20 protein-coding genes are annotated in these 19,483 nt (G+C 72.0%); 11 read left to right on the top strand and 9 right to left on the bottom strand.

Going from position 1 to position 19,483, the window contains the following annotated elements:
- The first annotated feature begins 21 nt into the window (after positions 1 to 21).
- From LZG04_RS24665 to manA, 6 genes are all read left to right on the top strand, one after another.
- Complete coding sequence (locus LZG04_RS24665) at positions 22 to 2,469, top strand: glycoside hydrolase family 2 protein (protein ID WP_233820607.1); 2,448 nt, start codon at positions 22 to 24, stop codon at positions 2,467 to 2,469.
- Positions 2,466 to 3,299 carry a LacI family DNA-binding transcriptional regulator gene (locus tag LZG04_RS24660; RefSeq protein ID WP_233820605.1) on the top strand — a complete coding sequence of 278 codons (834 nt, stop codon included), beginning with the start codon at positions 2,466 to 2,468 and terminating at the stop codon, positions 3,297 to 3,299. The genes LZG04_RS24665 and LZG04_RS24660 overlap by 4 nt, the downstream gene beginning before the upstream one ends.
- A 10-nt stretch (positions 3,300 to 3,309) precedes the next feature.
- Positions 3,310 to 4,290 carry an L-glyceraldehyde 3-phosphate reductase gene (mgrA, locus tag LZG04_RS24655; RefSeq protein ID WP_233820603.1) on the top strand — a complete coding sequence of 327 codons (981 nt, stop codon included), beginning with the start codon at positions 3,310 to 3,312 and terminating at the stop codon, positions 4,288 to 4,290.
- A 10-nt stretch (positions 4,291 to 4,300) separates the two neighbouring features.
- Positions 4,301 to 4,741, top strand: coding sequence for an NUDIX domain-containing protein (locus tag LZG04_RS24650; protein ID WP_233820593.1), 441 nt, complete (start codon positions 4,301 to 4,303; stop codon positions 4,739 to 4,741).
- Between the two features lie 100 nt (positions 4,742 to 4,841).
- Positions 4,842 to 5,798 (top strand): ROK family protein, encoded by a 957-nt coding sequence (locus tag LZG04_RS24645; protein ID WP_233820591.1) that lies wholly within the window; start codon positions 4,842 to 4,844, stop codon positions 5,796 to 5,798.
- Between the two features lie 9 nt (positions 5,799 to 5,807).
- A complete protein-coding gene (gene manA, locus LZG04_RS24640) occupies positions 5,808 to 6,908 on the top strand; it encodes a mannose-6-phosphate isomerase, class I (RefSeq protein WP_233820590.1) in 1,101 nt (366 codons plus the stop codon).
- Positions 6,909 to 6,983: 75 nt separating this feature from the next.
- Here manA and LZG04_RS24635 read toward each other — a convergent pair whose 3' ends face one another.
- From LZG04_RS24635 to LZG04_RS24625, 3 genes are all read right to left on the bottom strand, one after another.
- Positions 6,984 to 7,655 (bottom strand): lytic polysaccharide monooxygenase, encoded by a 672-nt coding sequence (locus LZG04_RS24635; protein WP_233820588.1) that lies wholly within the window; start codon positions 7,653 to 7,655, stop codon positions 6,984 to 6,986.
- A gap of 177 nt (positions 7,656 to 7,832) precedes the next feature.
- Positions 7,833 to 8,243, bottom strand: a complete 411-nt coding sequence (locus tag LZG04_RS24630) for a nucleoside deaminase (RefSeq protein WP_233820586.1) — start codon at positions 8,241 to 8,243, stop codon at positions 7,833 to 7,835.
- Complete coding sequence (locus tag LZG04_RS24625; protein WP_233820584.1) at positions 8,240 to 9,073, bottom strand: LLM class flavin-dependent oxidoreductase; 834 nt, start codon at positions 9,071 to 9,073, stop codon at positions 8,240 to 8,242. The genes LZG04_RS24630 and LZG04_RS24625 overlap by 4 nt, the downstream gene beginning before the upstream one ends.
- 93 nt (positions 9,074 to 9,166) lie before the next feature.
- Here LZG04_RS24625 and LZG04_RS24620 point away from each other — a divergent pair, with 93 nt between their 5' ends.
- Entirely contained in the window at positions 9,167 to 9,613 is a 447-nt protein-coding gene (locus LZG04_RS24620; protein WP_233820582.1) for an Lrp/AsnC family transcriptional regulator, read from the top strand.
- Positions 9,614 to 9,635: 22 nt separating this feature from the next.
- Here the strand turns inward: LZG04_RS24620 and LZG04_RS24615 are convergent, their stop codons facing one another.
- The 3 genes from LZG04_RS24615 to LZG04_RS24605 all read right to left on the bottom strand — a co-directional run bounded on the left by LZG04_RS24615 (position 9,636) and on the right by LZG04_RS24605 (position 12,287).
- Entirely contained in the window at positions 9,636 to 10,514 is an 879-nt protein-coding gene (locus LZG04_RS24615; RefSeq protein ID WP_233820580.1) for a hypothetical protein, read from the bottom strand.
- Positions 10,511 to 11,101, bottom strand: coding sequence for an RNA polymerase sigma factor (locus LZG04_RS24610; RefSeq protein WP_233820569.1), 591 nt, complete (start codon positions 11,099 to 11,101; stop codon positions 10,511 to 10,513). The genes LZG04_RS24615 and LZG04_RS24610 overlap by 4 nt, the downstream gene beginning before the upstream one ends.
- A gap of 313 nt (positions 11,102 to 11,414) precedes the next feature.
- The gene (locus LZG04_RS24605; RefSeq protein WP_233820567.1) at positions 11,415 to 12,287 is read right to left on the bottom strand and encodes an alpha/beta hydrolase; all 873 of its coding nucleotides are present in this window, start codon (positions 12,285 to 12,287) and stop codon (positions 11,415 to 11,417) included.
- Between the two features lie 265 nt (positions 12,288 to 12,552).
- On the opposite strand from LZG04_RS24605, the gene LZG04_RS24600 reads away from it, so the two are divergent.
- Complete coding sequence (locus LZG04_RS24600; RefSeq protein WP_233820565.1) at positions 12,553 to 15,135, top strand: exo 1,3/1,4-beta-D-glucan glucohydrolase; 2,583 nt, start codon at positions 12,553 to 12,555, stop codon at positions 15,133 to 15,135.
- 54 nt (positions 15,136 to 15,189) lie between these two features.
- Here the strand turns inward: LZG04_RS24600 and LZG04_RS24595 are convergent, their stop codons facing one another.
- Genes LZG04_RS24595 through LZG04_RS24585 form a run of 3 tightly spaced genes read right to left on the bottom strand, consistent with a single transcriptional unit; the run spans position 15,190 to position 17,726 of the window.
- Positions 15,190 to 16,344: an RNA polymerase sigma factor gene (locus tag LZG04_RS24595; protein ID WP_233820936.1), complete on the bottom strand. Its 1,155-nt coding sequence runs from the start codon at positions 16,342 to 16,344 to the stop codon at positions 15,190 to 15,192.
- A gap of 8 nt (positions 16,345 to 16,352) precedes the next feature.
- The gene (locus tag LZG04_RS24590; protein ID WP_233820563.1) at positions 16,353 to 16,760 is read right to left on the bottom strand and encodes a YciI family protein; all 408 of its coding nucleotides are present in this window, start codon (positions 16,758 to 16,760) and stop codon (positions 16,353 to 16,355) included.
- Positions 16,761 to 16,802: 42 nt separating this feature from the next.
- On the bottom strand, positions 16,803 to 17,726 hold the full coding sequence (locus tag LZG04_RS24585) for an EamA family transporter (RefSeq protein ID WP_374202871.1): 924 nt from the start codon (positions 17,724 to 17,726) through the stop codon (positions 16,803 to 16,805).
- An 80-nt stretch (positions 17,727 to 17,806) separates the two neighbouring features.
- Between LZG04_RS24585 and LZG04_RS24580 the strand changes: the two genes are divergently transcribed.
- The 3 genes from LZG04_RS24580 (at position 17,807) to LZG04_RS24570 (ending at position 19,428) form a co-directional block, all read left to right on the top strand.
- Positions 17,807 to 18,298: a MarR family winged helix-turn-helix transcriptional regulator gene (locus tag LZG04_RS24580; protein WP_233820559.1), complete on the top strand. Its 492-nt coding sequence runs from the start codon at positions 17,807 to 17,809 to the stop codon at positions 18,296 to 18,298.
- Between the two features lie 287 nt (positions 18,299 to 18,585).
- Entirely contained in the window at positions 18,586 to 18,996 is a 411-nt protein-coding gene (locus LZG04_RS24575) for a glycosyl hydrolase (RefSeq protein WP_233820558.1), read from the top strand.
- A gap of 84 nt (positions 18,997 to 19,080) precedes the next feature.
- Positions 19,081 to 19,428, top strand: coding sequence for a hypothetical protein (locus LZG04_RS24570; RefSeq protein ID WP_233820557.1), 348 nt, complete (start codon positions 19,081 to 19,083; stop codon positions 19,426 to 19,428).
- Positions 19,429 to 19,483: the final 55 nt, after the last annotated feature.

The raw sequence follows: 19,483 nt of genomic DNA, 5'->3' as shown, positions 1-19,483 counted from the left end.
GTCGCCGGGAAAAGAGGAACGATGATTCGCACGACCTTGCACGACGGGTGGCGCCTGAGCGCGGTGGGCGGGCCGATCCCGGCGGCCGTCGCCGAGCGCGAAGTGCCCGCGGTCGTGCCCGGCAGCACGCACCTCGACCTCCTCGCGGCGGGACTGATCGGTGAGCCGTACCTGGACACCAACGAGGCCGAGCTGGCCTGGATGCACCGCGCCGACTGGCGTTACGCCCTGACCTTCGAGGCGGAGGCGGCCAAGCCGGGGGAGAAGGTCGAGCTCGCGTTCGACGGCCTCGACACCGTCGCCGCGGTCGAGCTGAACGGCGTGGTCCTCGGCCGCACGGCGAACATGTTCCGCTCGTACCGCTTCGACGTGCGCGAGCACCTCGAGGACGGCGCGAACCACCTCGTCGTCACCTTCTCCTCTGCTCTGGCCTACGCCGAGCAGCAGGAGGCACAGCTGGGTCACCGCGACCGCGCCTACCCGCACCCGATGAACGCCGTGCGCAAGATGGCCTGCTCGTTCGGCTGGGACTGGGGTCCGGACCTGCAGACCGCGGGCATCTGGAAGCCGGTGCGGCTGGAGCGCTGGACCGAGGCGCGGCTCGCGCGGGTCCGCCCGCTGGTCACGGTGGACCAGGACGGCACGGGCCGGGTCGAGGTGCACGTCGAGGTCGACCGCGCGCGTGACGACGCCGACCTGACCGTGGTCGCGACCGTGGCCGGCGTCGAGCGGCAGGTCCGCGTCGAGGGCGATTCCGCCGTGGTGACCGTCGAGGTGCCCGACGTCGACCTCTGGTGGCCGGTCGGCTACGGCGAACACCCCCTCTACGACCTCGGTGTCGCGTTGCGCTCGGGCGCGGACGTGGTCGACCGCACCGATCGTCGCGTCGGCTTCCGGACGATCACCGTCGACACGACGCCGGACGAGGTCGGCGCGCCGTTCACGTTCGTCGTCAACGGCAAGCCCGTGTTCGCCAAGGGCGCCAACTGGATCCCGGACGACCACTTCCTCACCCGCGTCACGCGCGAGCGCCTCGCCCGCCGGGTGGACCAGGCCGTTGCGGCGAACATGAACATGCTGCGCATCTGGGGCGGCGGCATCTACGAGACCGAGGACTTCTACGACGTCTGCGACGAGCGCGGCGTGCTGGTCTGGCAAGACTTCCTGTTCGCCTGCGCGGCCTACGCCGAGGAGTCGCCGCTGTGGGAGGAGGTCGAGGCCGAGGCGCGCGAGAACGTCGCCCGGCTGACCTCGCACGCCTCCCTGGCGCTGTGGAACGGCAACAACGAGAACCTGTGGGGCTTCGCCGACTGGGGCTGGGCGGAACAGCTCCAGGGCCGCTCGTGGGGCCTGCGCTACTACACCGAACTGCTGCCCGCGATCGTCGCCGAGCTGGACCCGACCAGGCACTACTCGCCGGGCAGCCCGTACAGCCCCGGCGAGCTGCACCCCAACTCCGACACCCACGGCACCCGCCACGAGTGGGAGGTGTGGAACCGGGTCGACTACACCCACTACCGCGACCACACCCCGCGGTTCTGCTCGGAGTTCGGCTTCCAGGGCCCGCCGACCTGGGCGACGCTCACCAAGTGGGTGCACGACGAGCCGATGACGCCGACCTCGCCCGCGTTCCTGCTGCACCAGAAGGCCGAGGACGGCAACGGCAAGCTGGACCGCGGCCTCGCGCCGCACCTGCCCGCGCCCGCGGCGTTCGAGGACTGGCACTGGGCGACCCAGCTCAACCAGGCCCGCGCGGTCGCGTTCGGCGTGGAGCACTTCCGCTCGCACTGGCCCCGCACGGCCGGCGCGCTGGTGTGGCAGCTCAACGACTGCTGGCCGGTCACCTCCTGGGCCGCGATCGACGGCGACGAGCGGCCCAAGCCGCTGTACTACGCGCTCAAGCACGCCTTCGCGCCGCGCCTGCTCACCGTCCAGCCGCGCGACGGCCGGGACGCGCTCATCGCCGTCAACGACACCGACGAGGTCTGGACCAGCGAGGTCGTGCTGGAGCGCCAGACGTTCACGGGCGAGGTGCTGGTGGCGGCTAAACTCCCGCTCGACGTGCCGGCGCGGTCCGCGGCGCGGCTGGAGCTGGCGGACGACCTGGTCACGCCGGGTGACCCGAAGGGGGAGGTGCTGGTGGCGAGCACGACCGACGCGCGCACCGCGCACCTGTTCCGGGAGGACCTGGAGCTGGCCTACGACCCCGCGCCGCTGACCGCCGAGGCGCACCGCGTGGCCGACGGCTACCGGGTGGACGTCACCGCGCACTCCTTCGCCCGCGACGTCGCCGTGCTGGCCGACCGGGTCGCCGAGGACGCCGTCGTGGACGACGCGCTGGTCACGCTCCCCGCCGGCGGGACGCATTCGTTCCTGGTGCGCACGCGGACCGAGCTGGCCGACCCGTCGACCCTGACCGACCCGCTGGTGCTGCGCTCGGCCAACAGCCTCGCCGCGGTGCGGACATGACCACCGGCTCGCCCGGCTCCGTCGGCCTCGTCCTGGCCCGCCCCGCGCGGCTGCTGGGGGCGGAGCCGTTCTTCATGGAGTTCATCGCGGGCATCGAGGAACGGCTCGCCGAGGGCGACCGGTCCGTGCTGCTGCACATCGTGGGCAACGAGGACGCCGAGATCGCCGCCTACCGCAGGTGGGCGGCGGGCGGTGTGGTCGACGCGGTGGTGGTGGTCAACCGCACCGTGGACGACCACCGGCCGGCGGTGCTGCGCGAGATGGGCCTGCCCGCGCTGTACGTGGGCGAGCCGGACGAGCTGGCCGTGCCCGCCGTGCGCACCGACGACGCGGGACCGGTGCGGGAGGCGTTGTCCTACCTGCTGGAGCTGGGCCACCGGCGCATCGCCCGGGTCACCGGCCCCAACGCGCTGCTGCACACCAGGGCGCGCACCGCGGCCCTGCTCGAAGGCTGCGCGGAGGCGGGCATCGAGCCCGTCGTGGTGGAGGGCGACTACTCGGAGGAGTCGGGGGCCAAGCTCACCACCGCGCTGCTCGGCTCGCCCGAGCCGCCCACCGCGATCCTCTACGACAACGACGTGATGGCCGTCGCGGGCCTGAGCGTCGCCAAGGAACTCGGCGTCGCCGTGCCCGACCGGCTCAGCCTGGTCGCGTGGGACGACTCGTCGCTGTGCCGGCTCGCCTCGCCCGCGTTGACCACGATGAGCGTGGACGTGCACCAGTTCGGCGTCACCGTCGCCGAGTCGGTGCTGGAGCTCATCGCCGGGGTCGAGGTCGCCGAGCGCTGGTCGCCCAAGCCCACGCTCATCGCGCGGGAGAGCACCCGATAAGAGGATTCCGATGACCCACCTCGCCGCGCAGTCGCGGTACGACGCCATGCCCTACCGCCGGTCCGGCCGCAGCGGGCTCAAGCTGCCCGCCGTGTCGTTGGGCCTGTGGCACAACTTCGGCCACGACAAGCACCTGGACGGCCAGCGGGCGATCCTGCGCCGCGCGTTCGACCTGGGCGTGACGCACTTCGACCTGGCCAACAACTACGGGCCGCCGCCCGGCAGCGCCGAGGAGAACTTCGGCAGGCTGTTCGCGCAGGACTTCCGGCCGTACCGGGACGAGATCGTGGTGGCCACCAAGGCCGGCTACCACATGTGGAACGGCCCGTACGGCGAGTGGGGTTCCCGCAAGTACCTGGTCAGCTCGCTGGACCAGTCGCTGGCCCGCCTCGGCCTGGACTACGTCGACATCTTCTACCACCACCGGCCCGACCCGGACACCCCCATCGAGGAGACGATGGGCGCGCTGGACCACGTCGTCCGCTCGGGCAAGGCGCTGTACGTCGGCATCTCGAACTACTCCGCCGAGCAGACCGCGCAAGCGGCCCGCGTGCTCGACTCGCTCGGCACGCCGCTGCTGATCCACCAGCCGTCGTACTCGATGCTCAACCGGTGGGTCGAGGACGGCCTGCTCGACGTGCTGGCCGAGGTCGGCGCGGGCAGCATCGCGTTCTCGCCGCTGGCGCAGGGCCTGCTGACCGACCGCTACCTCAACGGCGTGCCGGAGGGTTCGCGGGCGGCCGGCGCGTCGCCGTTCCTGTCGGAGTCCAACTTGGACGAGGCGACGCTGGCGAAGGTGCGGGCGCTCGACGACGTCGCCAAGCGGCGCGGGCAGACGTTGGCGCAGTTGGCGATCGCGTGGGTGCTGCGCAACGTCACGTCCGCGTTGATCGGGGCGTCGAGCGTGAAGCAGCTCGAGGACAACGTGGCCGCGACGGCGAACCTGGCGTTCGACGACGACGAGCTGGCCGAGATCGAACGGCACCTGTGACGGCACGCCGATGCCGGACCGCCACCTGATCGACGTCCACGTCCTGCTGGTGCGCGACGGCCGGGTGCTGCTGTCGCGGCGGCGGGACGCGAACCCGCTGTTCGACGGCCGCTGGCACCTGCCGTCCGGCAAGCTCGACGCGGGGGAGTCGGTGCTCGACGCGGCCGTGCGCGAGGCCGAGGAGGAGATCGGCGTGCGCCTGGACCCCGCGGACCTGCGCCTCGTGCACACCGTGCACGCCAGGCGTTCCGGCTTGGAGCCGCGCCTCGGCCTGTTCTTCGAGGCGCGGACCTGGGCCGGTGTCCCGGAGAACCGGGAGCCGGACAAGTGCGCGGAGCTGGGGTGGTTCGAGCTGGGCGCGTTGCCGCGCGACCTGATCGACTACCCGGCCGCGGGCCTGGCCGGCTACCGCGCCGGCACACCGTTCTCCGCCTACGGCTGGGACCGGTGACCGCGCGGTCGAGCGGGATTGGGTGAACCGGTTAACCTCCCTCCGCCCGACCCTGTCACCAGCTCTTGACGAAACTTTGCTTAACGGATTAACTAAGTCCATGGGCCAAGCACTCGACCCGGTCGCGGTCGCCATCGACATCGGCGGCACCAAGCTCGCCGCGGCACTGGTCGAGCCGGACGGCTCCGTCCTGGCCCGCCGCACCACGCCGACGCCCGCCGGTGACGCCGAGACCGTCTGGGCCGGCCTCGCGGGCGTGCTGGCGGACCTGCTCGACGCCGCCGCCGGCCGGACCGTGCTCGGCGCCGGCATCGCCTCGGCCGCGCCGATGGACCTGCGCACCGGCACGATCAGCCCGGTCAACATCCCCGGCTGGCGCGACTTCCCGATCACCGCCCGGGTCGGCGACCTGCTGCCCGGCCTGCCGGTCCGCCTCGGCGGCGACGCGCTGTGCATGGCGCTGGCCGAGTACCACCACGGCAACGGCCGCGGCAGCGAGTGCCTGCTCGGCATGGTCGTCTCGACCGGCGTCGGCGGCGGGTTCGTCTTCGCGGGCCGGCCGCACTTCGGCACCACCGGCAACGCCGGCCACGTCGGGCACTTCGTGGTCGACCCGAGGGGTCCGCTGTGCGGCTGCGGCGCCAACGGCTGCTCCGAGGCCATCGCCAGCGGCCCGTCGATGGTGCGCTGGGCCCTGGAACAGGGCTGGCAGCCGCTCGGCGGCACCGCGGACGGCGTCGCGCTCGCCGCGTCGGCACGGGCGGGCGACCCGACCGCGCGGGCGGCCTTCCGGCGTTCCGGCGCGGCGGTCGCCCAGGTCATCACGGTCGCCTCCGCGCTGTGCGAGATCGACCGCGTGGTCATCGGCGGCGGCGTGGCGCAAGCCTGGGACCTGCTCGAACCCGCCGTCACCGGCCCGCTCGCGGACTACGCGGGGCTCGAGTTCATGCGCCGGGTGCAGGTGTGGCCCGCCACGCTGGGCGTCGACTCCGGCCTGATCGGCGCGGCGGCGCTGCTCGCGGAGGACCGCGCCCCGTCCGTGCCCGTGGGAATCTGAGGGATCGCCGTGCGCAAGTTGGACACCACCGTCCGGGAGTACCACTGGGGTTCGCGGACCGCGCTGGCCGAGCTCCGCGGCGAGCCGTCGCCGAGCGCCGTGCCGCAGGCGGAGCTGTGGGTCGGCGCGCACCCCGACGACCCGTCCCGGCTGGCCGACTGCGACGTGGCGCTGGACGCCCACCTCGCGGCCAACCCGGCCGGGCTGCTCGGGCCGGCGAGCCTGGCCGCGTTCGGGCCGCGCCTGCCGTTCCTGCTCAAGGTGCTGGCCGTGGACGCGCCGCTGTCGTTGCAGGTGCACCCGAACCGCGAGCAGGCCGTGGTCGGGTTCGCCGAGCACGGCTACCGCGACGACCGGCCCAAGCCGGAGGTGCTGGTCGCGCTGACCGAGTTCGAGACCCTGTCGGGCCTGCGCCGGCCCGCCGAGACGGTGGCGTTGCTGGACGAGCTGGACGTGCCGTCGTTGGCCCCGATGCGGGCCGCGCTCTCGGCCGACGACACGGCGAGCGCGCTGCGGTGGGCGTTGCACGACGCCGATGGGTCCGTGGTCGCGGAGGTCGCGGACGCGGCGGCACGGGTGCCGGCCCTCGCGCACGTCGTGGACCTGGCCGAGGTCTACCCGACCGACGCGGGCGTGGTGGCGGCGTTGCTGCTCAACGCCGTGCGGTTGCGGCCGGGGCAAGGGGTCTACGTCGGCGCGGGCGTGCTGCACGCGCACCTGCGCGGCACGGGCGTCGAGCTGATGGCGAACTCCGACAACGTGCTGCGCGCGGGCCTGACCACCAAGCCGGTGGACGTGCCCGCGGTGCTGTCGTTGGTGGACCACCGGACCGGTCCCGCCGCCGTGCTCGACGGTGAAGACGACGGTCCACTGAGGACTTACCGGACGCCGGAGCCCGAGTTCCGCCTGCACGCCGTGCGGCCGGGGGCCGTTCTGCGCGGTGCCGGACCGCAGCTCCTGTTGTGCACCAAGGGTTGCGTGGTCGTGAGCCGTGCCGGTGCGGACGTGGTGTTGCGCGGCGGCGAGTCGGCGTTCCTGCCGCACAGCGCCGACGCCGCCGAGGTCTCCGGTGACGGCGAGGCGTTCTGGGCCACCACGAACCTCGCCTGACGCGGGCGGGCACACGGGCGCGGAGGCCGCGCCCGTGTGCCCGTGTGTCGCTCACGGCGTCACCGCCGCCGGGTCTTACTGGAAGTTCACGTCACTGCACAGGTAGTACGCCTGGTCCATGTGGCTGGCCTGCCAGATCGTGAAGATCGTGTGGCGGCCGGTGCGGCTGCCCGCGTTGACCTGGGCCTGGTAGAGGCCCGTGGTGCCGTAGCGGCCGGTCGAGGTGACCAGCTCCAGGTCGCTCCAGCGCAGCGGCGTGGTCGCCGTGTTGACGCCCTGGCGGGTGATGTAGATGCGGAGGTAGTCCGCACCGTGCTTCGCCTGGTCCGTGATGGTCAGGGTGAACTGGCGGGGCTTGGTGGTGGTGTTCCACGCGCCGACCGTGTCGAGCGCGCGGTACCGGCCGCTCTCGGCCAGGCCGCCGCTGCAGAGCTGGCCGTTGGGCAGCGCACCCTGGTGGTTGCCGCCGACACCGTTGCGGTACAGGCCGTTCCAGTTCCACATCGCGTTCGGGTCGGCCTTCCAGGCCTGGGCGCACATCGGGTCCGTCTGACCCATGTTCGGGTTCAGGTGGTCGCTACCCCAGCGCTGCCAGCAGCCGTAGTTGCGCGACGGCGGGTCGGTGACCGAGCCGTGCGCGCTCGCGACGCCCGAGGTGCCCACCAGGGCCACGAGACCTGCGGCGAGGACCGCCAGGACCGAGGTGAAGACGCCGAGCGCCGAGCGAAGACCGCGTCTGAAGGTCATGTGTGTGTCCTCCACGTTGAGGATTAACCGACTACAGGGCTGGGAGCGCTCCCAGATCCCAAGGTAGCGAACCGGGCACAATCTGTGAACCCCACACCGCGAGTCCTACCTCCAGAACGCGAGAGTCCTACGTTCGGAACGCGCGTGTCCTACGCTCGCGACCCCCGAGTTCAACGCTCAGGACCGGTAGTACCCCTCCACCGGCACGGTCGCCTCCTCGAGCAACGCGGGCCCCTCCTGCGGCACGGGCGGGAACCCGCCACCCGGCTTCAACGCGTTGAGCTGTTCGGTCGACAGCGCGAACACCACCCGCCCCAGCCCCGACCGCTCGATCGCGCCCTGGCACATCCCGCACGGCTGGCAGCTGGTGAACATCGTCGTCCCGGCCGCCACCTCCGGCGTGAGCGACCGCGCCGCCCACCGCGCCAGCTTCAGCTCCGGGTGCGCGGTGATGTCGTCGTCCGTCACGCTGGTGTTGCGCTCCTCCGCCAACACCTCACCGTCCGGCCCCACCAACAACGACCCGAACGGCGGGTTGCCCGACGCACGCGCCTCCGCCGCCAACTCGATCGCCCTGAGCAAGCTCATCGGAACTCCTTTCGCACGGTCGCCAACGCCTGCCAGGCGACCTCGGGGTGGACAGTCTCCTGTGGATCGCCCACGAACGGGTCCAGCACCACGGCCTCCGCGCCCAGCGAACGCAACTCCGCCAGGTCGCCGACCACCTGCTCGACGGTCCCCTCGCCCAACCGCCGCTCCGGCCCCGGGTCCCCCGACGTGAGGTGCAGCAGGATGCGCGGGGTCAACGCGGGCAACGGCTTCCCCTCCGCCGCCGCGATGCCCTCCAACCGCCCCAACGCCTCCCGGAACGCCGCCGGCGTGAGGCGCAGGCTGTGCCACGCGTCCCCGAGCCGCACGGCCCGCCGCAACGCCGCGTCGGAGTGCCCGCCCACCCAGATCGGGATGCGCCCGGCCCGGTAGTCCGACTCGTCCCGCCACGCGTCACGCACCACCCGCAGCCCTTCGTCGGTCAACCGGCCCCGCTCGCCGAACGGCACGCCCAGCGCCGCGTACTCCTGCCGCGCCCACCCGACCCCGACGCCGAGCACGAACCGCCCGCCGGACAGCTCGTTGACGTTCGCCGCCATCCGCGCCACCAGCAACGGGTGCCGGTACGGCAGCACCAGCACGGTGGTGCCCAGCCGGATCCGCGACGTCACCCCGGCCAGCCACGCCAGCGCGGTGAACGGCTCGTAGAACGGGGCCGGGTACTGCTGGGCCACGTCCGGCGTCACGGCCACGTGGTCGGACACCATCAACAGGTCGAAGCCCAGGCCCTCGACGGTCCGCGCCCAGTCGCGCAACACGTCCGGAGAGGTGCCCGGACCGAAGTTCGGGACGTTCACACCGATCTGCACGGCGCCAACGCTATGCGGTGCGCAACCGATCCTGAAGAGACAAACCCCTGTTCAACGACCCTCCGGCCGCAAAATCCACGGTAAAGTGCCGGGATGACCGGGAACCTCGATCCGACTGACTGGGCCATCCTCGCCGAGCTGCAACGCGACGGCCGGATCGCGCTCAGCGAGCTGGGCCGCCGAGTCAACCTCAGCGCGTCGGCCACCACCGAGCGCGTCCGCAGGCTGGAGTCCGCCGGCGTGATCACCGGCTACCGGGCCGAGGTGGACCTGGCCAAGGTCGGCTACGCCGTGCTGGCCGTCGTCCGCCTGAAGTACCCGGGCAACCGGCACGAGCCGCTGCACGCGCTGCTGGCCGACCGCCCCGAGATCCTGGAGTGCCTGCGCACCACCGGTGACGACTGCTACACGCTCAAGGTCGCCGCCACCTCGATGCCGCACCTGGAGCAGGTCGTCAACGACCTCACCGGCTTCGGCAGCACCACCACCAACATCGTCTACAGCCAGACCCTGCCGTACCGGGGTGTGTCGCCGACCTGAGCCCGACACACCCCGCGGGCCACTACTCCCAGGCCACGGCCGGCGCGCACGTCGTCGGGTCGCGGTCACGGGCGCCGACGACGATCACCCCGTCGGGGTCGACCCAGCACTTCGTCCGGTCCCACTCGGCCATCCACTCGCCGAGCAGCGCGCCGTGCGCGTCGTAGGCCCGGAGAGAGCCCTGCCGGTCCCACCCGTCCGTGACCTGCCAGTCCGACGGGTGCGGGATCCGGGCCACGAACGTGCCGTTGGCGATCGTCGCGTCCACCTCGTGCCCGTCCCGCCCGAAGGTGACCCTGGCCACCTTGGACGTCACCCGGCCGGCCGCCTGCTCGTACCCCGGGCGGCCCGCGTACTCCGGCTTGCCGCCGTCGCCGCCGGAGGCCGCGCCGACCTCGTCGGCGGAGAACTCGCCGGGCAGCCACCCGACCGCCAAGCCGCCGGCCATCGCCGAGTTGTAGGGCATGGTGGGACCGTCGATCGTGCAGCTCAGCATGTCGCTGCCGGAGTAGAGCAGCGCGAACGTGCCGATCTCGTCGGTCAGGTACTGGTGCAGCACGGGCTTGCTCTTGACGCCCGCGCTGTCCGCGCAGCCCCGCTCGATCTCGGCTATCCGCTGCGGCGACAGCCCGGGGATCACCGGCGGCCCCGCCGGCCGGCTCGACGTCGTCGTGGCAGCGGCCGCGGTCGTCTGCACGGCCACGTCGTCACCGCCTGCCGGCTGCCCCGGCGTGACGACCGCGACCAGCGCGACGACGGCCGCCACCGCGACACCGGCGGTGATCAGGGGCGCGAACCGGACGGCACGGCGACCGCCGGTGACCTCCTGTTCCAGCCGCGCGCGGATCCGCGCCCGGCTGTGCGGCGGAACGTCCCGGGTCGGGGGGAGTGCGTGGTTCATCGGTCCTCCAGGGTGAGCGCGGGGACGGCGACGACCGGCGCGAGCTTGCGGGACAGCCGGGCCTTGGCCTTGCTGACCTGGGCTCGCACGCTGCCTTCGGCGATGCCGAGCACGCCGGCGGCGTCGGCGTAGGACACGCCGGACCACACGCACAGCGCGAGCGCTTCCCGTTCGTTGCGCGGCAGTTCCGCCACGGCGGCGAGCAGCAGTGCCATCCGCCGCTGGTCGTCGACCCGTTCGGCCACCTGGTCGGCGTGGTCGGGTACCGGCGCCTCCACCGGGGCCCGGCGGAACAACCGCAGCCGGCGCGCCACCGTGCGGCGGTCGCCGCGCACCACGTTCGTGGCCACGGCCAGCAGCCACGGCAGGGCCGAGTCGTGCTCCAGCCTCAGCCGGTCCCGCTTGCGCCAGGCCACCAGGAACGTGTTCTGCAGGTGGTCCTCGGCCGCCGCCCACGACGCGGTCAGCCGGAAGCAGTGGTTGTAGACCGCTTTGGCGTGCCGGTCGAACAGCACGCCGAAAGCCGGTCCGCTCCCTGCCGCGGCCTGTGACCACAGGGTGCGGTCGTCAGGGTCATCGGTCGTCATGTCCCGCTAGTGCCCGCCGGTCGGGGAGGTGTTGCCTCACCGGACCCTGAAGGGCCGCCGCCGGCGAGGTCGGCCTCGTCGTCGAGACCTCCAGGACGTCGGGGGATAGCGCTCTCGCCCCGGGTCCAGCCACACCGACGGCGGCCCCTCGGACCCGTCAACGCCGCCGCCGTGCGTTGCGGGACGACCACTCTGGGAACGTTCCCAGACCCGACCGTAGCGCACGTCACACGCGGCCGGCAAGCGCTTTCCCACGGACAGGCCAACGGGCCGTTCACGCTGCTGAACAGCATGAACGGCCCGTCGAGCGGGGTCAGGAGTGCGGGCAGGTGTCCCGGTACTCCTCGATCAGCGCGCTGCGACCCGGCGCCGGGCACAGGAACTGCTCGTAGCGGGTGTCGTCGTCGATGAACCGCTTGAGCCACGCGATGCTGTACTTCGCGATCGTCGTGTTCGAGCTGTTCGGCGCGAAGTGGCTCGCGCCCTCCAGCTCCAGGTACGCCTTGTCCAACGTGGACGGCAGCGAGGTGTAGAACGGCTCGGAGTGCGAGGAGACCGGCGCGACCGAGTCGTTCTCCGCGCCCACGATCAGCGTCGGGGTGCGCACGGTCGACCACGTCTTCGTGGCGTTCCACGCGGTGAGCGGGATGGACGCCTGGAGGCTGGGTCGGTCCTTCGTCGCCTCCAGCGCGCCGCCGCCGCCCATCGAGTGGCCCATCACCCCCAGCCTGCTCGAGTCGATCCGGTCGCGCACCGGGCTGCTCGTGGTGAGGTAGTCCAGCGCGGCCAGGAGCTGGTCGCCGCGCGAGGACGGCTGGTCGTAGCGGGAGTTGGTGTCGATGATGAAGATGACGAAGCCCTGCGACGCCAGGCGCGGCCCCAGCCAGGACAGGCTGGACTGGGAGGCCGTGTAACCGGGCGAGACCGCGACCGCGCCGAACGTGCCCTCGGCGGTGCTGGTCGGGTAGTAGATCGTGCCGCCGCCGAAGCCGCGCACGCTCAGCGACGACACCGACGTCGAGGCGGTGGCGAACGGCCCGCGGGTGGCCTCGATGCTCGCCGTGGTCGGTGCGGGACCGCGTTCGTAGGGGTTCTCGGCGGCCTGGGCGACCGCGCCGGACGAGGTGAGGGCGACCGCCGCGACCAGGATCAGGGCGCGTCGGGACAGGGGAGACCTCAGGGACATGGTTGTGCTCTTCCCGGGGTGGCAAGGACTTGGCGGAGAGAGTCCTGAGTGGACCGTGCTTACCGCCGCCGAGTCTGGCCCAATACCTACTCCAGAGTCAAGTAAGGATCTCGACACGCAGCGTAACTGAAACTCCTTCACCTCTCGTCCCGGCCGATCCCGGAACTCCTACCAGCGAGGAAGCGCTCCCACGCACCTATTGACCCCGCTCCAACCCCTCACGAAGATCGGGCGCGACAAAGCCGTCCGACGAACGGAACCGCCGATGTCCCGCAGACACCTGGGCGCCGCGCTGGCCGCGGTGCTCGCCGCCGGCCTCATCACCGGAACCGCCGCCGCCTCCCCGGACCGCCGGCCGGTCGTCGGCGAGCCGCGCACCGAGCACGGCTGCGCCCGGATCGAGCCGAACCTCCCCGAGCTGTCCGACTGGCCGCGCGTCGACAGCCGGGTCAAGTCCAACCCGGCCGACGAGCGGCGCATCAAGAAGATCCTCGCGGGCATGACCCTGGCCGAGAAGGTCGGCCAGATGACCCAGCCGGAGATCGGCGCGATCACCCCGGACGAGGTGCGCCAGTACGGCATCGGTTCGGTCCTCAACGGCGGCGGCTCGTGGCCCGGCCGCGACAAGCACGCCGCGCCCGAGGCGTGGCTCGCCCTGGCCGACGCCTACTGGGACGCCTCCAAGGCCAGCCGCACCGGCATCCCCGCCCTCTGGGGCATCGACGCCGTGCACGGCAACAACAACGTCTTCGGGGCCACGGTCTTCCCCCACAACATCGGCCTGGGCGCGGCCCACGACCCGTGCCTGATCCGCGACATCGGCGAGGCGACCGCGGAGCAGATCCGCGCCACCGGCCAGGACTGGGCGTTCGCGCCCACCCTCGCCGTCCCCCTGGACGACCGCTGGGGCCGCACCTACGAGGGCTTCTCCGAGGACCCCCGGATCACCCGCGCCTACGGCTACGAGGCCACCCGCGGCCTCCAGGGCAACAGCCGCAGCCGCGTCGGCGTGCTCGCCACCGCCAAGCACTTCATCGGCGACGGCGGCACGGTCAACGGCAAGGACCAGGGCGTCAACCCGTCGTCCGAGGCCGAGATGATCAACATCCACGGCCAGGGCTACTACGGCGCGCTCGCCGCCGGCGCCCAGACCGTGATGGTGTCGTTCAACAGCTGGACCAACGACTCCGGCATCGACGAGGGCAAGCTGCACGGCAGCAAGCGCGCGATCACCGACATCCTCAAGGGCAGGATGGGCTTCGACGGCCTGGTCGTCTCGGACTGGAACGGCATCGGCCAAGTCGCCGGCTGCACCAACGCCTCCTGCCCCCAGGCCGTCAACGCGGGCATCGACGTCGTCATGGTGCCCAACGACTGGAAGTCGTTCATCGCCAACACCACCGCCCAGGTCGAGAGCGGCCAGATCCCCCTCGCCCGCATCGACGACGCCGTGACCCGCATCCTCCGCGTCAAGCTCCGCTCCGGCGTCCTCGACGGCGAGAAGCCGTCCCAACGCGACCACGCCGGCTCCACCGACGCCCTCGAAGCCCGCAAGCTCGCCCGCGAGGCCGTCCGCAAGAGCCAGGTCCTGCTCAAGAACAACAACCACACCCTGCCCCTGAGCCGCCGCTCCAAGGTCCTCGTCGTCGGCAAGAGCGCCGACAGCCTCCAGAACCAGACCGGCGGCTGGACCCTCACCTGGCAGGGCACCGGCAACACCAACGCCGACTTCCCCAACGGCACCACCGTCCTGGGCGGCCTCAAGGAGGCCCTCGGCGAGCAGAACGTCGTCTTCAGCGAAACCGGCGACGTCGACCCCACCGGCTTCGACGCCGTCATCGCCGTGCTCGGCGAAACCCCCTACGCCGAAGGCGTGGGCGACCTCGGCAAGCGCTCCCTGGAAGCCGCCAAGCTCTACCCGAACGACCTGGCCGTCCTGGACAAGGTCAGCGGCAAGGGCACCCCGGTCGTCACCGTCTACCTCTCCGGCCGCCCGCTGCACGTCAACAAGGAGCTGAACCGCTCCGACGCGTTCGTCGCCGCATGGCTCCCCGGCACCGAGGGCGGCGGCGTCGCCGACCTGCTGATCCGCGGCAAGCACACCTACACCGGCAAGCTGTCGTTCTCCTGGCCCCGCAGCGCCTGCCAGACCCCCGTCGACGCCGGCGGCGACCCCCTGTTCAAGCCGGGTCACGGCCTGCGCACCTGGCAGAACGGCAACCTCGGCCACCTGGACGAGACCTCGCCGGAGTTCGGCTGCTCGGGCAACGGCGGCGGCGGGACCGCCACCGAGGACCTCGACCTGCACGTCCGCACCGACATCGCCCCTTACCGCAGCTACATCGGCTCACCGGACAACTGGGGCGGCACCGAACTCGGCCCGGACGGCGAAGCGGCCCACAGCACGATCTCCGTCGTCCCCGCCGACGTCAACGTCCAGGGCGACGCGCTGAAGACCACCTGGACCGGCACCGGCCAGGTCTACGCCCAGAACCCCGCCGGCGGCACCGACCTGCGCGGCTACCTCAACGCCAACGCCGCCCTCGTCTTCGACGTCATCGTCCACCAACCACCCTCGGCCCGGACCGTCGTCAGCACCCACTGCCAGTACCCCTGCTTCGCCGAGGTCGACGCGACCACCCTCTTCACCGACCTCCCGACCGGCGTCAAGTCCACCGTCAAGATCCCCATCTCCTGCTTCGCCCAAGGCGGCCTGGACCTGGAGAACGTCAACACCCCGTTCCTCGTCTACACCGAGGGCAACTTCCAGGCATCCTTCGCCAACATCCGCTGGACCCCCCAAGCCGCCACCGACCCCGACGCCAAAACCTGCGCTGACCTGACCTGATCCCAAGCGGTGCACGAAGCCCTTCCCCCGAGCGGAAGGGCTTCGTGCACCCGGTCATCCGGCTGATCTCAACCTCGCCGCCTGCCGCACGAGGTGATCCCTCTCCCCGACGTTCGTCGCCTTCCGAGCCGCCTCCGCGTACCACCGCGCCGCCGCCACCGGATCGCCGTCCTTCTCCCGCAGGTACGCCGCCACCGCCGCGTACCGGGGCAGCGACTCGTCCAACCCGGCGAGCGCCGCCAACCCGGCCCGCGCCCCATCCGCCTCCCCGACCGCCACCGCCCGGTTGAGCCGCACGACCGGGCTGCCGGTCAACCGCACCAGCTCGTCGTACCACTCCACGATCTGCACCCAGTCGGTCTCGTCCGCGGCCGGCGCGTCGGCGTGCAGGGCCGCGATCGCCGCCTGCGCCTGGAACTCGCCCAACCGGTCCCGCGCCAACGCCGCCTGGAGGACCGCGACCCCCTCCGCGATCATCCCGGTGTCCCACAACCCCCGGTCCTGCTCGGCGAGCGGCACCAGGCTCCCGTCCGGCCCGACCCGCGCGGCCCGGCGCGCGTGGTGGAGCAGCATCAACGCCAGCAGCCCCGCCACCTCCGGGTGGTCGATCGCCGCCGCGAGCTGCCGGGTGAGCCGAACGGCCTCGACCACGAGGTCGACGTCCCCGGAGTACCCCTCGTTGAACACCAGGTACAGCACCCGCAGCACGGTGGCGACGTCACCGGGCTGGTCGAACCGCACCCCCGACACGGTCCGCTTCGCCCGGCTGATCCGCTGCGCCATGGTCGTCTCCGGCACCAGGTAGGCCGCCGCGATCTGCCGCGTGGTCAACCCGCCGACCGCCCGCAACGTGAGCGCGACCGCCGACGACGGCGTCAACGACGGGTGGGCGCACAGGAAGTAGAGCTGCAACGTGTCGTCCACCTGCGACACGTCCCCCGGCTCCACAGCGCCGCCCGGTCCCGCCTCCTCCACCGCCTCCTCACGCCGCCGCCGCGCGGCCTCGGCACGCGTGGCGTCCAGGAACCGACGCCACGCGACCGTCACCAACCAGCCCTTCGGGTCGCGCGGCGGGTCGGCCGGCCACACCCGGATCGCCTCGACCAGCGCGTCCTGCACGGCGTCCTCGGCCGCCGCGAAGTCCGCGCCGCGGCGCACGAGGATCCCGAGCACGGTCGGCGTGAGGCCGCGGAGCAGGAGCTCGTCCACCGGCGCGGTCACTCCGTGATGGTGGGCATCGCGTGCAGGAACGGCCGCACCTCGAGCCACTCGTGGATCGGTTTCCCGCCCGCGCCCGGTGCCGCCGACAGCTCGCCCGCCAGTTCGACCGCCCGCTCGTAGGTGTCGACGTCGATGATCATCCAGCCCGCGATGACGTCCTTGGTCTCGGCGAACGGCCCGTCCGTGACCGGCGGGCGACCCTCCCCGTCGTACCGGACGAACGTCCCCTCCGGCGCGAGCGCCTGCGCGTCCACGAACTCGCCGGTCTCCTTGAGCCGGTCCGCGAAGTCGTTCATGTACCGCAGGTGGGCCGAGATCTCGTCCGGCGTCCACTGGTCCATGGGCACGTCGTTGACCGCCGTCGGCGCGCCGCGGTAGTGCTTGAGCAGCAGGAACTTGGCCATGGTTGTTCTCCTCGGCGCTGTGGTGACCCATTCTGGTCACGTTCACCGCTGGGACGGAGCCGTTGCCGGGTTCTCGACACCACCCGCCAGGAAATCTCGGGATCGTGTCACCGACCAGCTCGTCGCCACCCCACCCGACCACCCTCGCGGGCCGACCCCCTGGGACACCACCAACGCCCCCAGCACGACCACCGCGCCGAGGACCTGCACCGGCGTGAGCCCCTGCCCGAGCACGAGCCACCCGACCGCCGTCGCCACCACGGGACTGAGCAGGCCCAGGAACGTCACCTGCGTCGCGGCCAGCACCCGGATCCCCCGGAACCACAACGCGTACGCCACGGCCCCACCGATCACGCCGAGGTACGCGAACCCGCCGACGTTGGCCGCCGTCATCGCCGGCGGCGGCCCTTCCACCAGGAACGTCACCGGCAGCAGCACCAGGCCGCCCGCCACCAACTGCCACCCGGTCACCGCGAGCAGCGGCGCGGGGGAGGTCCACCGCTTGCTCAACACGACCCCGGCCGCCATCGCGACCGCCCCGCCCAACGCCGCCGCCACACCGACGAGGTCCACCCGGGCGTCACCGCGCAGCACCAGCAACGCCACACCCACGACCCCCGCCACCCCGGCGAGCGCCGTGCGCTTCGTCAGCCGTTGTCCCAGCAACGCCACCGCCAACCCGGCCACCACCAACGGCTGCACGGCACCGACGGTCGCCGCCACCCCGCCCGGCAGCCGGTAGGCGGCCAGGAACAGCAACGGCAGGAACACGCCGATGTTCAGCGTGCCCAGCACGAGCGAACGCCACCACCAGTCACCCCTGGGCAGTCGACGCGTGACCGCCACCAGCAACAACCCGGCCGGCAACGCCCGCAGCAGCCCGGCCAGCAGCGGCCGGTCCGGTGGCAGGTACTCGGTGGTGACGTAGTAGGTCGTGCCCCACACGGCGGGGGCGAACGAGGTCACCCATTTGCTTAGCACTAAGACAAAGTAGCTCACCGCTAAGCTACCTACCCGGTGACTTACCTCACCGCTAAGCTAGTTCGATGGCAGACCACGTCGACCTGGTGCTCGGCCAGTGGCACGCGCAGCGCCCCGACCTCGACGTCTCGCCCATGGCGGTGATCGGCAGGCTCAGCCGCCTCGCCCGCCTGGTGGACGCCGAGCTGGGCAAGACCTTCGCCTCGCACGGCCTGGACCGGGCGTCGTTCGACGTCCTGGCCACCCTGCGCCGCAGCGCCCCGCCGCACCGGCTCACGCCCACCGAGTTGATGCGCGCCTCGATGGTCACCTCCGGCGCCGTCACCCAACGGCTCGACCGGCTGGAAGCACGCGGCTTCGTCGTGAGATCGCCGAACGAGCACGACGGTCGCGGCGTGGTCGTCGCGCTCACCGACGCCGGGCTCGACCTGATCGACCGGGTGCTGCCCGACCACCTCGCCACCGAGAACCGCCTGCTCGGCGCGCTGTCACCAGGCGACCGGACCGCCTTGGCCGACACCTTGAAGCAGGTTCTGGAGTCCCTGGGCGACAAGTGACCGGCGAGCGCCCCAACCGAGACGTCCACACCCTTCCAGTGTCAAGTTTCTTCAGTTACCAAACCTACGCCTCCCGTGCCTCCAGCTTCACCTGTAACGAGCCCGCCGAGGCCGACGCCTGAAGTCCGCGTCGATGCGGGCGTCGGCGACCGCCCGGCGCCGTTCGGCTGGGACACCGGCCACCTGGGCCACGGCTCGTCACCGGGCGTCCCGCATGGACAACTTCGTCACCGGCGGCGACTTCTGCGACATCAACGGCGACGTCGTCACCCGCATCCTCCCCGGCGGTGACCGGCAACCCGATCCCCAATATCTACCGGCCGTTCCACGAGAACAGCGGCTCGTGGTTCCGGTGGGGCGCGGCTCACGCGTCACCGGCGGAGTACGTCGAGCTGTTCCGCTACACCGTCGAGTACCTGCGTGACGTCAAGGGCGTGCACAACTTCCTGTACGCGTACTCGCCGGGTGGCGGCTACGGCGGCATGGCGTACCCGTCCCCGGCGGGCACGTCGGCCAGGGTGGTGACGATCCCGTTCGCGGACTGGCGCCCGGCTCCTTGGGACACCGCCAACGCGCACCGCCGGATCACGGCGGAGGACCTGAAGGGCCTGTCCCAGTTCACCACCTTCATCAACCAGGTCCCGGGCAACCCGGTCGGGTCGGGCAGCTCCCTCCTCGACGACATCCGCGCGAGCTGACCCGACCCCCGAACCCCACCCGCTTGCCCCACCCGCCAACCTTGGGTTGGCTGGAGTGCAAGCGAACAACAGGGGGATTCCGTGATGAACCGACTCGCACTCATCGCCGCTTGCCTGTTCGGCCTCACCCTCACCGCCACCACCCCGGCGTCCGCCGCCGACGTGAGCCCGCACTGCGGACAGCCGGGCTACTGCCTGTTCTCGGGCACGTCCTTCACCGGCACCCGAGCCACCGTCCCGCCGACCTACGGCTGCCACCCGGTCAGCGCCCTCGGCTTCACCCCGGCCCGCTCCGCCGCCCGCGGCTTCGGCGACGGCAGCGCGCTGGAGCTGTTCGCCGACACCACCTGCATCACCCGCCTGGCGACCGTCTACGACGAGGTGCCCACCACCACCGCCGTCGCTTACCGGCTGACCCCGATCCCGGCATGAGGGGCGAGCCGACTCGCCACCGGCGTTCGGAACACCGATAACCGCAGGTTTGCGG

The organism is Saccharothrix sp. S26 (assembly GCF_021390395.1).
In the GTDB taxonomy this organism is placed as follows: domain Bacteria; phylum Actinomycetota; class Actinomycetes; order Mycobacteriales; family Pseudonocardiaceae; genus Actinosynnema.
Note: the sequence above shows the minus strand (reverse complement) of the source record. Positions and strands in the feature narration are given on the sequence as shown.